This is a genomic window from Cerasibacillus quisquiliarum, assembly GCF_014202495.1.
GTDB lineage: Bacteria > Bacillota > Bacilli > Bacillales > Amphibacillaceae > Cerasibacillus > Cerasibacillus quisquiliarum.
In genome coordinates this window covers 345,685-360,364 of sequence record NZ_JACHHA010000001.1, presented here as the reverse complement: position 1 = coordinate 360,364, position 14,680 = coordinate 345,685, and the positions used below count along the sequence as shown (strand labels likewise).

Here is a 14,680-nt window from a genome sequence, read left to right as displayed (position 1 = left end):
CCACCTACCTCCTAACTTAGTCTACCGTTCACATTGTAGCTGCTTCATTGCAGCGCGTAAATTACCTTGACATGCTTGAATTGTTTCGTTTGCTGTTTTGTAGTCAATAGAAAATTGACAAACGAGCACAGCCGCTTTTAAATTGCCTTGACACGCTTTTAACGCCGCTTTTGCCGTCTCTTCTGATACGTCGGTTAATTCACGAACAATATCCACGGTACGTTTCCGCAATTTTTTATTCGTTGCTTGGACATCTACCATATAATTTTGATAAACCTTCCCTAATTTTACCATGGATGTTGTAGAAATCATATTTAAAGCTAATTTTTGTGCTGTTCCTGCTTTCATTCGCGTTGAACCTTTTACTACTTCTTCACCGACGATTATTTCTACAGGGTAGTCGACTAGTTGGCTTAATGGAGAATTCGGCACACAGACAATTGCAGCTGTAGGGATATTTCTCTCTTTTGCACTTTCAATGCCACCAATCACATATGGTGTCCTACCACTAGCCGCTATACCAATTAAGAAATCCTTCTCTGTTAATCGTTCTGCTACTTCTAAGCGTCCTAATTCTATATTATCTTCCGCATCTTCAACAGCGTAACGTATTGCTTTTTCACCACCGGCAATCATTCCCGTAAATAATTCAGGACTTACTCCGAATGTAGGCGGACACTCTGAGGCGTCAAGAATGCCTAAACGTCCACTTGTACCAGCTCCCATATAGACAATTTTACCACCTTGTTCAATAGTCTCGATAACTTGTTTTACGACATGCTCCAATTGTGGAAGCGCTTGTTTGACAGCAAGCGGCACCTTTTGATCATGATTATTGATCTCAGTCAAAATTTGTTCGATTGACATTTCGTCTAAATGTTGCATCAAAGAGACCTCTCCTTTAAGAACGAACCATTCTTAATGATAGAGTAAATAGGCATCTCTTACTTTATGAAACGCCTTCGCTTCATATTTCATTTGCTGTAGAAATGGCTCAACGTTCTGTAATAATAATTGTTTTCTAAGTTCATCTGTTCCTGCTAATAAATCGATAAAATATCGGTTATTAAAATCAGCACTGCGAATAAATTGGGCTTGTTTTGGATACCGTTTAAAAATAACTTCAAGTAATTTTATCCCAACTTTAATAGGCTGTAATTGCTCACGGTTGGTAATATGAAGATAAACCCCTTCACAAACTGTATGTGCATGTTTTGATATATATGGTTTAAATACGGTTGGTCTAAATAAGACACCATCTAAGTTTAACTGATTCATTTCTTCAGCCAATTGACGGCCATTAATAAATGGCGCTCCGATGACTTCAAATGGATTCGTCGTTCCTCTACCTTCTGATAAGTTCGTTCCTTCAATTAAACATGTTCCTGGATACAAAAGACACATGTCTTGCCCCGTCGTATTTGGAGTCGGTGAGACCCATAATAAATCTGTATCAGTAAAATAATCCGTACGTGACCAGCCTTCCATACGAATGACTTCCAAATGACAATGAATATGAAATTCATTATTAAATAAAATTGCTATCTCACCAATCGTTAGTCCGTGACGAATCGGGATTGGAAACTCACCTACAAAAGATGTAAAACCTTCTTTTACACAGTTGCCTTCTACATCGACTCCGTTAATTGGATTCGGACGATCTAAAACAACAACTTGTATATCCAAATCACGACATATTTTCATCATATGTGCTAACGTATAAATGAATGTATAGTAACGCGAACCGATGTCTTGCAAATCACAGAATACGACATCAACTTCCTTAAACATGTTAGGGGTTGGCCTTTTTTCCTTGTTATACAGACTATAAACGGGAAGTTGTGTATACGTATCAATCGCAGAATCAATCCATTCACCTTCTTTAACTTCTCCACGGAGTCCATGTTCAGGACCGAATAATGTCGTTAGTTGAATGTTTTTATGGTGAAAAAACAAATCAATTGTCGACTCTAATTGTTGATTCACCCCCGTTAAGTTCGTTAATAAACCAATGCGTTTACCTTCATATTTTGTAACGTGTTTTTCTAAAAAAACTTCAACACCGAGTTTCAATTCTTCACCTCATTTTTAACCTTTGATAGCTCCTTTCATAGCGCCACCGATAAAGAAGCGTTGTAACAGAAGGAATATAACGATGACTGGAATCATCGAAATAATGGCACCTGCTGCAATTAAACGCCAATCAGAAGTAAATGTTCCTGAAAGCATGTTTAAACCTAATGGTAATGTAAACATGTTTTGATCATTTACGATGATTAACGGCCATAAGAAATCGCCCCATGCTGATACAAATGTAAAGATTGTCAATGTGACGAGTGAAGGCTTCACAAGAGGCATAAGAACTTTCCACCATATTTGAAAACTATTTGCTCCGTCCATTCTTGCTGATTCATCTAGCTCATATGGTACAGTCATAAAGGCTTGACGCATCAAAAAAACACCAAAAGCTGTTGTCACATGTGGTAATACCATTCCTAAATACGTATTTTGTAACCCTAGATTTAATGAAAGAATATATACAGGAATCATCAGTAACTGAAACGGAATCATCATTGTACTTAAAATTAAGATGAATACCGTGTTTTTTCCTTTAAAATTCATCCGTGCTAACGGATATGCTGCTAATGAACAGAACAAAACGTTTAAAATAACTGTTAATCCGGAAACAATCGTACTGTTCAATAAATATCTCCAAAACGGAAAGACATCCATCACCTTACCAAAGTTACTGAATGTCGGTTCTTCTGGTAATAACTTAGGAGGATATTGGAAAATATTTTCACTAGCAGATTTTAAAGCAGTTGACAAGAGCCATAGAAATGGCCCAATCATAAATAAAGTAATAGCAATTAATAATAAATAGAGTAATATTTTCTTAATGATTGAAGAGCTTTTTTTGGCTGCCATATAATCCCTCCTATGCGGTTTTATCTTTACCCATCACTTTTAGATTCATCAATGAAAATATTAACGTCAGTACAAAGAGAACAACACCGGCTGCACTCGCATAGCCCATATTCAATCTGTCAAAGGCTTCTTTATAAATATAAAATACGAGCGTTTCAGAAGCATGTAATGGGCCCCCACCAGTCATAATATAAATTTCCTCGAATACTTTCATCGCTGCTATCGAAGACATAATCGTAACAATTAAGACAAACGGCATGAGCATCGGAATCGTAATTCGTGTATGTTGTTGCCACCAGTTAGCACCATCAATCTGTGCTGCTTCATAAAGACTCGTTGGAATCGACTGTAAGCCTGCTAGATAAATGATCATATAATACCCGAGACCTTTCCATACGGTGACAACCATGACAGCAAAAATAGCTGTATCTGTTGAGGTTAACCATGGAATTGGTTCAGCAATAATACCTAATAAGTCTAAAACATAATTAAGTAAGCCGTTTTCTTTATAAACCCAGTCCCAAGCAATCCCTGCCACAACTAAGGATGTAACAACAGGGATATAGTAAGCCGAACGGAAAAATCCGATTCCTTTCAATTTTTGATTCACTAATACAGCAAGAAAAATTGGAATAATAACAAGAGCTGGAACAACACCAATCAAATAAATAAACGTGTTTTTAAGTGTTTTCCAAAATAATTCATCTTGAAATAATTTTTCGTAGTTATCAAATTTAACAAACTCCGGATCAGAAACCATATTATAATCTGTAAAACTTAACCATATCGCTTGTAACATCGGATAAAAAATAAAAGCTCCTAAGATGACACATCCAGGAAGTAAAAATAAATACGGTGTTAATTTATTTGTTCGCAAATAACCCACCCCATTCTTTTAGGAATATATAAAAAGAGGAGAGGATCTCCCCTCTTTTCTATTAGTTATTTTGCTAAAATTTCATTCCATGCTTTTTCTGCTTTATCTAAAGCTTCTTGTGGTGTTGCTTCACCTAGCATCGCTTCAGAAATCGCATCGAACATCGCTTCTTTTAATTCATCATAATTTTCCATCGGTGGAACGAGTAATTCCGCTTCATCTAATTGACCAGCTGCTGTAATACGCACTAAATCAGTAGGTTCCGCATCTTCACCTGCTTCTGTGAAATAAGGATCTTCTAATGCTTCAACTGCAGATGGTAAAATTGGTGTTAATTTTGTAAATGCCAGTTGATTTTCAGCGTTTGTCAAAAATAAAGCAAATTTAACTGCTGCTTCTTCGTTATCAGTTTGTTTCGGAACAACGATGTTTTGTACACTCATTGTTTTCTTACCTGTGTCACCAGTAATCGCTTCAGACGGTTTTGTATGTTCATAGATTTCTGGTGCATTCTCTTTTATTTGTGAAATAAAGTGTGAACCTGCAAAGAAGGCAACTTGTCCAGCTTGATACATATCAATGGTATTTCTTTGATCACCTGATAAGGCCTCTTTAGGGATTAAGTCTTCTTGATATAATTCTGTAAAGTATTCAAATGCTTTTAATCCTTCAGGCGTATTAAAGGCTGCTTTTGTACCATCTTCATTTGTTAATTCAGCGCCCATTACAACCATATGTTGTAGAACTAGAGATAAATCTAGTGATGGGAAGTAACCGTATTTCCCTGTTTTCTCTTTAATAATTTTTGAGTATTCTTTTGCTTCTTCATATGTTTTGGCAGGTTTTTCTGGATCTAGCCCTGCTTCTTCATAAATTTTTGTATTGTTTAATGTTACTTCAGTAGATAAGTACCATGGAATCACAAATGTTACATCTTGAAGACGGTTTGCTTCCCAAGCACCTTTTACATATTTCTGCTTATCTTCATCAGAAACAGCTTCTTCCATATTAACTAACGCATCAAGCTCTGCTAATTTAGAAGCAAATGTTGGATTTAAGTTCACAACGTCTGGTGCTGTGTTTGAACTCACTGCTGTTAAAATCTTCTTATCTAAATCAGCAGCTGGAACATCTAACCAATCAATTTTAATATCTGGGTTTTCATTTTCAAAATCAGCGATAACACCCTCAATATATTCTGTAAAAGTAGGTTTTAATTGCATCGTCCAAAATTCAATCGTTGTTTGTTCTGTTTTCCCTTTGCTATCTTTGTTATCTTTACTATCCTTTTTCGCATCGTCACTACCACATGCCGATACAAAAATCATTGTAATGATTAATATCATCGCAAGTAATAAATGTTTCTTTTTCATTTTTTATTTTCCCCTTTCTAATTGTAAAAAAAGTACCCACACTCTTTCACTTAATACCGACATCACCTCCCAAAGTATCCTCGCATTATATTGTAACTGGAAGCTTGCCATTTGCTTTTTCGTTACCAAGAATGACTTGCAAAACAGCTTCAACAGTATATGGATTTGGTTCATAAACAGCCAGTTGTGTGACTGTTTCATGTATATCTGATAAAACATATGGACTTTTTAAAGCAATGAAAACAATCTGCTTTTGCTCTTTTATCAATCGATTAATCAAGTCTAGGTGATGCTTCAACAACCTCTGCGCATTTGTGAAAATAAGATATGCATCGTTATGACTAAGACTTATCTTTGCAGGTTTTTGCCATGGGAGAAAAACATGCTCCCAATCGAGCGTCTTAAATGATTGAACCATCTGATTTTCATTAAGATGAACATCTTCTGCAAATGAATCATTTTCTTCAAGTAACCATAATACTTTAACGTCATCTGTTCGTTTAAAAGGTGTTAACGGACGAGTGTCAGAACGAAGTGTTACGCCTTTTTGAAAAGCCTTTCTCGCTAACATTTGATGTTTTTCTTTATGATAAGTGACGCGCTTTTGCTTTTGAATGTTTTCTTTTAATCGATTAACACGTTCAAGTGATTGATTGACCTGCTCGATGGAAATCTCTCCATCTTTAACAGCTTGTTCGAGGCGATTAAGTGTTGCTACTTGAACGTCATATGTTTGCGATACAATTAAGAGATCTGCTCCTACTCGCAGCGCTTGAACAGCCCCTTCAGGTGTTGTTACTGTATCCGAAATGGCTTTCATTTCTAAACAATCTGTCACAACAACACCGTTAAACTGAAGCTCATCACGTAGAAGTTCAGTTATGATTACCTTTGATAAAGATGCTGGAACGACTTCTTTATCAAACGCTTTATAATATACATGGTTAACCATGACACTATGTAAACCTTGTTTAATCGCTTCATAAAAAGGAGCGATTTCATGATAATATAGATTCTCACGTGATGATGTGACAATCGGTAAATCTAAATGTGAATCAACAGACGTATTTCCATGACCGGGAAAATGTTTACCACTTGTTAAGACATATTCATCAGAGTGACCTTTTACAAAAGCGAGACCGTGCTTTATGACATGTTCAACTTTTTCTCCGTATGAGCGTACGCCGATGACTGGATTTTTCGGATTATGATTTACATCTAACACTGGAGCTAAATTCATGTTGATACCTAATGCTTTCAACTCGCGTGCTGTGGCTCGGCTAATTTCATATGTCAGATTCTCGTCATCACAAGCCCCCAACAGCATATTCCCTGGAAAAGTTGTATTTTCTTCTTTTAACCGACTAACAATACCATTCTCTTGATCGATCGCAATGAGTAAAGGCAATGGATGATGAGCATTTCGCGCGACTTGTTGTAGTTGTGATGTCAATGCTTTCGTTTCATCTCGAGAACCAATGTTTCGTGCGAATAAGATAACAGAACCGATTTTCTCTTGTTCTATTAAACTGCATATTTCCTCTGACGGTATTTGTCCATGAAATCCAACCATCATCAATTGAGCCAATTTTTCTCGTAATGTCCATTGTTTATTCATCGGATGATATCTCCTCTGTTTATGTATAAAAAATCTAGATTGTAATCCCTTTCATCTATCAACTTATAAAAAGTATATTAAATATTATTACGGTAGTCAATAATTTTTGTGAAATATTATTTCAGATTTTATAGATTTTCGTATGACATGTCGGATGTTAATTTTTATACAATTAACACGTAATGGAGAAGATTTAAATGACAAAAAAAGGTTCTAATCATCAATAGCGATCATTAGAACCTTTTTTATATATTTAATCTATTTCTTTAAAGTATGTCCCATAGCCTTTCCAAGGATAAAAGCCTAATTGATTATAAAAGTCGATTAAACTAGTCCAATCAATAACGATTGTTTCAATATGACGCTTACGTAAAGTATTAATTGCTGCTTTAACAATGGCTAAGCCATACCCAGATCCACGTTCATTTTCGTCAATACCGAGTGGCCCGATACCGCCAATCGGCTGAGAGAAGAGTGGTTGCCAATATACATTTTGCGCTATAAACGGAGATTGATGATCATTAATACGGCAAAACCCTATCATACGGCCTTTGCTTTTCAAAACGAGAAATTCGCGACCTTTCCCGCCCTTTTCAAAATATTTGATCGCTTCATATTCCCAACGCCCCGGAAAGGATCGGTTTAGAAACTTAAGAAAATCTGCCTTTTCTTCTTCTCTTAAGAGTGTGAATGTCATATGATCAGGAATATCAAAAAATGGCTCTTCTTTATGATAAGTGGCTAGTAAATCATATTCATCGCTTCGTTTCTCATACCCACGTTTTTCAGCCCATGCTATCACTTCTTCATAAATATGTGGAATTCCAGGGAAGTAATGCCACACATCACCAGCCAAGCGAATTTGTTTCACTTGCTTTTTCCTTAGTACAGCTTCTGCATGACGCAATAAATATGAACCAATCCCTTTGCAACGATAGCTCTTTTTGACTAATATTGCCTGAATCCAGCCCAACTCATGATCCATTTTGACATTGAGTTTTTCTTGCCATACTTTCGTAAGAATAAAGCCAATCACTTCACCTCGATCATTTTCTACGATTAATGAAGCATCGTGTAAAATATTTTCATCCGAAAAACTATTCTGTTCAAACAGGGATGTCCGCATAGGAAAGTCATTCCCCAGCTCTTCGTTCCATAGCGTGACAAGTTCCGCAAGGCGCTTTTGATCCCATTGCACATATTGCATGCCGTTTCCTCCCATTTGCTTTTTTGAACTATTATTTCATTCTATAGAAAATCAATGAAATAATAAAGCAATTTTACAGCATGACTCATTTATGCTTGAACAGTCATATTTTGGTTTTCCATCCTATCATTATCACGATTTTTCTGAATGTACCATATAGCACCAATGACGACAACACCAATAATATTCGTATACATTTCTGGAATAATCATACATAATCCACCAATAAATAAGGCGATTCTCTCCCATACAAATGAATTTGCTTTAAAGTAACCAATCATTGCACTACTTACAGCCATCATACCAATGAGTGCTGTTAAAATAGCAAAAACAAATTTAATTGGTGTCACATCGACCATTAATAAAATGGGATCAGCGACAAATATATAAGGAATAATGAAAGCGGCTATTGCTAGTCTTACTGCATCAATTCCCGTTTTAAATGGATTCGCCCTAGCGATTCCTGCTCCTGCATATGCGGCTAAACAAACAGGTGGGGTAATATCTGCAACAATACCGAAATAAAACACAAACATATGGACGGCAATCGGTTCTACACCAAAAGAATTAATTAAAGCTGGTGCAGCAACTGTGGCTGTAACAACATAGTTAGCTGTTGTCGGTAACCCCATTCCTAAAATTAAGCAAGCAATCATAGTGAAGAATAAGGCAAGTGGCAAGAACCCCCCAGACAACGCTATAATACCCGAAGCAAACTTAGAGCCGAGTCCTGTAATACTAACAACTCCAGCAATGATGCCTGCAGTTGCCACAGCAGCAATGACTGGTAAGGCCGTTCTTGCACCTTCTATTAACAAATAAACAGTCTGTTTAAAATTCAGTCGTGTTTCTTTTCTTAACAGACTAATAAAGTATGCTGTAAAAATCCCAAGCAAAGCGGCTCTTTGTGGTGTAAATCCAGCTAAAATTGTACCAATAATGATGATTAAAGGAAACAACATATAACCGTATTTTTTTAAGAGTTCTTTCAAGTTCGGCAATTGAGACTTAGGTAAACCGACAATACCGCGCTTTTTTGCTTCAAAATGTGTACCAATAAATATACCGGAAAAATAAAGAATCGCTGGAATCGTTGCTGCTAACATAATGGTGGAAAATTTAACCTCTAAATATTCCATCATAATAAAAGCGGCTGCCCCCATTAAAGGTGGCATAATTTGTCCACCTGTTGAAGCAGATGCTTCTGTTGCTGCAGCAAATTCCGGTTTAAATCCAGATTTCTTCATCATTGGAATGGTGAATGAACCAGAAGCAACAGTATTTCCAACCGAACTACCTGAGACCATTCCTTGCAAAGCACTAGCCGCTACTGCAGCTTTAGCTGTTCCACCGGTAAAACGGCCAGTTAAAGCAAAGGCTAAATTGTTAAAGAATTTCCCTATATTTGTATGGACGAGAACAACACCGAAAAATAAAAAAAGATAAATATATTTCGCTGATATTTGAATTGGTGTTCCAAATACACCACTATCTTGATACCATAAATTCGTCGTAATGCGCTCGATTGAAAAGCCCGCATGGGAAAGTACTTGTGTTGGTATATATTTACCTAATATAGCGTATAAAATAGCGATGGTTGCCACAATAACAATAGCAAGTCCGACTGTTCGACGTGTCGCTTCAAGAACTAACAAAATCCCAATAATGGATACAATCGTATCAAACGTCGTATAACCAGTAATACGTGCCATTAAAATATCATCGAAGAAAATAATTTTATGATAAGCGACATACATCGCTAAAAATGCTAAAAGTACATCATACCAAGGCACTGTCTTCTGAACACGATGCAATCCCTTCTTGATTGGAAAGAGTAAAAAAATAATACCTAACGCCGTTCCGAGATGAATGGCACCTTGCTTTTGCGAAGGTAATGTTCCAAAATATCCTGTATATAAATGAAAAAGCGTTAAGGAAATACCAAGAAAACCAACAACCCAAGCCCATCTACCTATATTTATACGATATTGACTTTCACGATCATATTTTTCTAATACTTTCTGAGCATCTACTGATTGTTGATCTTTGTTCATACAATCACCTACCCTTTGAAAATAACGGAAGAGATGACCACGCATCTCTTCCAAGACAATCTATCCCATTAACTTACTTCTTTAAATCATCTAAACTCTTAATACCTGTACTTTCACGCGTAACAATTTGTGCTGCTTCTGGATAAATATGTCCGATAAAAGCAGCGTTTTTAACTTGATTATCTTTAAACTGTCCTTCTCCATTAATCGCATCCAATGCTGGGACATGCACAGTCATTCCTAAATCAATATTACCATCACGGATACCGGCTAAGTTCTCTAATGATGCCCCTGTTTCTTGATTAGTGACGTTCACACTATCGATGTGGTTATTAAACACAATTGCCATTTCTCCACCTAATGGATAATATGTCCCACCAGAACTGCCTGTTCCTAAAACAAGTTCACTTTTTTCATCCGTCAGATCTAATTCAGCAATTGGATTATCAAATTCAAGCCCTTGCTCCTTATAATATTTAGCAGCTCCTGGATGAATCGGTAACCCTTCTGATCCGTTAAGTGCATTTTCTAAAGTCATTTGTTTTCCTTGGGCATGTGTGATTTCATTTGAATGCTCAACCATCGCCTTAGCTAATTCATAGCCTTGTTCTTCTGAAATGGTATTTGTATTCGCCATTAATACTGCATAAGCAGTAACTGTTTCAATATCTTTGTCTAAAAACTCATATGTGTCAGCCGGAATCGTATGACGGCGATAAGCACTATTTTCCTCAATATAGTCAATCGCCTCATCTGAAAGCTCTAACATGACGACATCACCAGTTGAATTGTGTAAGCTTTCAATACTTCCTGCTGGTAGTCCTAAAACACCTATTAAAATATCAATATTGCCATCTTGAACTTGGTCAGCTGCATCTCCAAACCCCTCTTGATACGCTTTATAATCTCCATCCTCTATTCCATACGCTTCTAGTAATAAACGTGATGCCGAATTCGTCTCACTCGCAGCTGGACCGATTGCAATACTTGCCTTGTCACCACCACAGGCTGTCAATAGAAGTACAATTCCAATCATTATGCTAAGTATACTAAGTTTTTTACTCTTCATAATAAACCTCCTCATACTACTATTTTTTAAATTCTTCAATAGATTGCTAGCGCTTTCAAATAATGCTGAATGTAAATGGCTAAATGACACCCCACAATATGACTTAATTCTTGTCGTCAGGAACATAAATATGCGAATTTTTTCTGAATTTAATTGAAGTGATGATTAACAAAGTGTGGTCATACGTTGGGGGGGTTAAACATTATAGCAATCTATCCGATGTATTCAATATAGGTATCATAACATATCTTGAAAGGAAAATGCCACCTTATAGTAAATCTGCCATAATTTATTCATCTATTTGTCTATAAAACATAAGAGAGGAGACTCCATCATGAAAGGCAAGTCAAAACGGAAATCTTCACTTTTTATTGGGATATTTGTTCCTATCATCATTTTAATCGTTATAACGGGTATCACTATTGGAATGACTAACTATGTGATTAGTAAAAATACGATTATGGAAGAAAAAACACTTTCGGTCAATCGTCAACTTCAAACAATGAATAAAACATTCGAGTTGTTTTTTGAAGAGGCACATAGTATTCTTAACCGTTTTGCTGAAGACGAACATATTATTAACTACAAGAATAATAAACCAGATGATCTACTTACATATTATAAACAAACAGTTGATCAAACAGATATAATAGGCAACGCACATACGAGTATAGATGATACAGGTGAAATTATTCTCTACCCTGAAGCTGATTTAGGTGATTTTGACCCGCGGACAAGAGAATGGTATCAAATGGCAGTTGAAGCGGAAGGTGAAATCATTTGGTCAGATCCATTTATAGATGTATCTACTGAAAAAACAATCGTTACTGTAGCAAAGGCATTTTATCAAGATGGTAAATTAAAAGGTGTAACAGCTTTAGATGTGTTTGTTGATACACTCATTGACTTAGGAAAAAATATAGATGCAGGACAATCTGGCTATGCTCTTATTCTTAACTCAGAAGGTGTGTTTATTGCACACCCGGATACAAAGAAAATTGGTAAAAGCGCTAAAGATCTCCCATTCTTTAAACAATTACAAAAAAGTAAAGAACATGGCACAATATCCTATCAAGAAAACAAAGAAAAAAAACAGTTAACATTTGTCACAAACAATACGGCAAATTGGATAATCGGTGCAGTTGTCTTTGAAAGTGATTTTTCTAAACAAGCTCAATCTATATTACTACCAATTGTCGTGACATTAGTCATTATTATCATCTTAGCTGGGGTTGTATCAGTATTTATTGCACGTAAGATTACAAAGCCTGTTAAATCTTTACAAGAAACGATTCAACAAGTGGAAGCAGGTGATTTAACTGTATCAATCGAAACAAGTGCATCGAATGAAATAGGTCAACTGGCACAGAGTTTTTCACAGATGACAAATCGTTTACGAGCAATGATTTCTCATATAAGTGAAATATCAGACCATGTTTCTGACGCATCGCGAAATCTTGTAGCTAGTGCAGAAGAAAATACAGCTGCAACGAATGAAGTTGCCACAACAATGGAACAAATTGCTTCTGGCGCAAGTAATCAAGCTGAAATCATGGAGAGTAATGCAAAAGCTACTGACGAATTGTCTCAATCGATTCAGGAAATTATTGCATATAATAATGACATGTTTTCACAAGCTGAACATTCAAATAAAGCATCTGAAACAGGTCTAAATACTGTCTATACATTACAAAAACAAACGAAAGAAACACAAGTTGCGACAAAAGATGTCATTCAAGCAATTCACTCTTTAAATAAAAAATCAGCACAAATAGGCGAAATCGTTACGGAAATTACCGATATCTCTGAGCAAACAAATTTACTAGCATTAAATGCCGCTATTGAAGCATCACGTGCTGGAGAACATGGTCGTGGATTTGCAGTAGTTGCTGATGAAGTAAGAAAATTAGCTGAACAAACAGAGAAAGCGCTTCAAGGTGTGTCGCTTCTCGTCACTGATATGCAAAGTGAAATCGAAAAAAGCACAAAATTAATCGACCGTACAGGCCAAATTTTCTATGACCAAATAGAAACGGTTAATGAGACGAAGCAAGCTTTTGAAAATATCCAAAAAGCTATTAAAGAAAATAATACGATGATTCAAAAAGTTACTCAATTAACAGAAACAATTATGTCACAAGAACAAACGATTACAACTCATGCACAAAACATTGTTTCAATTAGCCAGGAAACAGCAGCCGGTACAGAGGAAGTAACAGCATCTGTAGAAGAACAACACGCATCTATGGAGCAACTATCAAATATTGCTGAGCAGCTCGACTCCGACGCTATCAACTTGCAAAACGAAATCAATCAATTTAAGGTCAAGTAAATTTAACTAGGCTATCCAAAAAATGAATCATTATTTTTTGGATAGCTTTTAAATAACATACATTATTTTACCATGCATGAAAATTGATAAATTCCTATCTCTAAATATGTTAAATTTAAACTATGCTTCTTTCCACTCTTGGAATGCAAACATTTCCCATGGCTGTAAATAATCGATCAAAAATATTTCTTCTTTACGAATGCGACCGACGACATTCGTCTTACCAGAGTTTGGCATATCTTTTAAAGCAATCTGAAGTTCTCCTTTATATTGTTGATACAAATCATTTTCAATGATGATATCGCCTCGCTTAATGTCACGCGTATTAAATGGTTTAATAGCGTGTTCACGATATTTAACGCGGCTTTGTGTTGAACGAATCATATAATCTGATATATCTCCCCGATAGAAATGAGGCTCTTTAAGAATAATTGTTCGTTCAAGTTCGCTAATACCTTCTACTAATTCGACATTGAAAGTCATCTTTTCGCGATTTATTTTACTTAATAACTTTAATTCATCATCCGAAGCATAGGCGTTACTGATAATAATGTCATCAATTAATTTTGTAGCAAGTAAATGTTTTGCCTGAACATCGATCGGTAAATCACGATGCATTTCTAATGTAGGTAAACCTTCAATAATTGGCCATGGTCCAAATGAAGCAGCAGAAGAAGAAACAAAAGCAGCAGTCCTTAAGCCATTCGTTTTAAATTTACGACTACTTTCAATAAAAAAATCATAAGATAAACCAGAGAAACGATGTGGATAAAAATTGTGACAACCTATCAATTGGCGACGTTTCGGTTGATAATTTAATATATTTTCCAAATAATGAGTTGCTTGGCTCATATTCATTTCAATTTTTAAGTCGAATGGATTAAATGTCATTTGAGCTTCTTCACGACCAGTAAAACCTAAATCTAAACGAATACCATCGACACCTAAGTCATGGAAAAAACTCAAATCATTATAAGATATATTTAACTCGTGAAATATTCTCGGACTTATATCACAAATAACTTCCATATCTAAATCTTTTGCAAAGTGAATCGTCTGTTTAAATTCATGTAAAATTTGTTCTTTATTACCGTCTACTGACAATAAACATGTAAAAATACGCTTAAACCCGTATGCATGAGCTTTTTTAATATAGTCTTGATCTTCTTCTACGAGTGAATGATTAGGATAAATCGATATGCCAAAAACACCCATCACTCTC

The 14,680-nt window shown here is 35.9% G+C and carries 11 protein-coding genes; 1 reads left to right on the top strand and 10 read right to left on the bottom strand.

Annotation, left to right across the window (positions count from 1 at the left end; genetic code table 11):
- Positions 1 to 21 precede the first annotated feature (21 nt).
- The 9 genes from murQ to HNQ35_RS01675 all read right to left on the bottom strand — a co-directional run bounded on the left by murQ (position 22) and on the right by HNQ35_RS01675 (position 11,126).
- Entirely contained in the window at positions 22 to 885 is an 864-nt protein-coding gene (murQ, locus tag HNQ35_RS01715) for an N-acetylmuramic acid 6-phosphate etherase (RefSeq protein ID WP_146934629.1), read from the bottom strand.
- Positions 886 to 918: 33 nt separating this feature from the next.
- Positions 919 to 2,073 (bottom strand): exo-beta-N-acetylmuramidase NamZ family protein, encoded by a 1,155-nt coding sequence (locus HNQ35_RS01710; protein ID WP_146934566.1) that lies wholly within the window; start codon positions 2,071 to 2,073, stop codon positions 919 to 921.
- 15 nt (positions 2,074 to 2,088) lie between these two features.
- Positions 2,089 to 2,928: a carbohydrate ABC transporter permease gene (locus HNQ35_RS01705; protein ID WP_146934569.1), complete on the bottom strand. Its 840-nt coding sequence runs from the start codon at positions 2,926 to 2,928 to the stop codon at positions 2,089 to 2,091.
- 10 nt (positions 2,929 to 2,938) lie between these two features.
- Positions 2,939 to 3,814 (bottom strand): carbohydrate ABC transporter permease, encoded by an 876-nt coding sequence (locus HNQ35_RS01700; RefSeq protein WP_311737138.1) that lies wholly within the window; start codon positions 3,812 to 3,814, stop codon positions 2,939 to 2,941.
- A 56-nt stretch (positions 3,815 to 3,870) separates the two neighbouring features.
- On the bottom strand, positions 3,871 to 5,178 hold the full coding sequence (locus tag HNQ35_RS01695) for an ABC transporter substrate-binding protein (RefSeq protein ID WP_146934575.1): 1,308 nt from the start codon (positions 5,176 to 5,178) through the stop codon (positions 3,871 to 3,873).
- An 85-nt stretch (positions 5,179 to 5,263) separates the two neighbouring features.
- Complete coding sequence (gene nagZ, locus HNQ35_RS01690; protein ID WP_146934578.1) at positions 5,264 to 6,796, bottom strand: beta-N-acetylhexosaminidase; 1,533 nt, start codon at positions 6,794 to 6,796, stop codon at positions 5,264 to 5,266.
- 253 nt (positions 6,797 to 7,049) lie between these two features.
- Positions 7,050 to 8,003, bottom strand: a complete 954-nt coding sequence (locus HNQ35_RS01685) for a GNAT family N-acetyltransferase (protein ID WP_146934581.1) — start codon at positions 8,001 to 8,003, stop codon at positions 7,050 to 7,052.
- Positions 8,004 to 8,092: 89 nt separating this feature from the next.
- Positions 8,093 to 10,057 carry a TRAP transporter permease gene (locus HNQ35_RS01680; RefSeq protein ID WP_146934584.1) on the bottom strand — a complete coding sequence of 655 codons (1,965 nt, stop codon included), beginning with the start codon at positions 10,055 to 10,057 and terminating at the stop codon, positions 8,093 to 8,095.
- Between the two features lie 73 nt (positions 10,058 to 10,130).
- On the bottom strand, positions 10,131 to 11,126 hold the full coding sequence (locus HNQ35_RS01675) for a TAXI family TRAP transporter solute-binding subunit (protein WP_146934588.1): 996 nt from the start codon (positions 11,124 to 11,126) through the stop codon (positions 10,131 to 10,133).
- A gap of 334 nt (positions 11,127 to 11,460) precedes the next feature.
- Here HNQ35_RS01675 and HNQ35_RS01670 point away from each other — a divergent pair, with 334 nt between their 5' ends.
- Complete coding sequence (locus HNQ35_RS01670) at positions 11,461 to 13,458, top strand: methyl-accepting chemotaxis protein (protein ID WP_146934591.1); 1,998 nt, start codon at positions 11,461 to 11,463, stop codon at positions 13,456 to 13,458.
- A gap of 120 nt (positions 13,459 to 13,578) precedes the next feature.
- Here HNQ35_RS01670 and HNQ35_RS01665 read toward each other — a convergent pair whose 3' ends face one another.
- The gene (locus tag HNQ35_RS01665) at positions 13,579 to 14,673 is read right to left on the bottom strand and encodes a DUF871 domain-containing protein (protein ID WP_146934594.1); all 1,095 of its coding nucleotides are present in this window, start codon (positions 14,671 to 14,673) and stop codon (positions 13,579 to 13,581) included.
- Positions 14,674 to 14,680 lie beyond the last annotated feature (7 nt).

Coding starts and splice junctions, on each gene's coding strand:
- murQ (WP_146934629.1), bottom strand. CDS start 885: ATGCAACATTTAGACGAAATGTCAATCGAACAAATTTTGACTGAGATC.
- HNQ35_RS01705 (WP_146934569.1), bottom strand. CDS start 2,928: ATGGCAGCCAAAAAAAGCTCTTCAATCATTAAGAAAATATTACTCTAT.
- HNQ35_RS01695 (WP_146934575.1), bottom strand. CDS start 5,178: ATGAAAAAGAAACATTTATTACTTGCGATGATATTAATCATTACAATG.
- nagZ (WP_146934578.1), bottom strand. CDS start 6,796: ATGAATAAACAATGGACATTACGAGAAAAATTGGCTCAATTGATGATG.
- HNQ35_RS01685 (WP_146934581.1), bottom strand. CDS start 8,003: ATGCAATATGTGCAATGGGATCAAAAGCGCCTTGCGGAACTTGTCACG.
- HNQ35_RS01680 (WP_146934584.1), bottom strand. CDS start 10,057: ATGAACAAAGATCAACAATCAGTAGATGCTCAGAAAGTATTAGAAAAA.
- HNQ35_RS01675 (WP_146934588.1), bottom strand. CDS start 11,126: ATGAAGAGTAAAAAACTTAGTATACTTAGCATAATGATTGGAATTGTA.
- HNQ35_RS01670 (WP_146934591.1), top strand. CDS start 11,461: ATGAAAGGCAAGTCAAAACGGAAATCTTCACTTTTTATTGGGATATTT.
- HNQ35_RS01665 (WP_146934594.1), bottom strand. CDS start 14,673: ATGGGTGTTTTTGGCATATCGATTTATCCTAATCATTCACTCGTAGAA.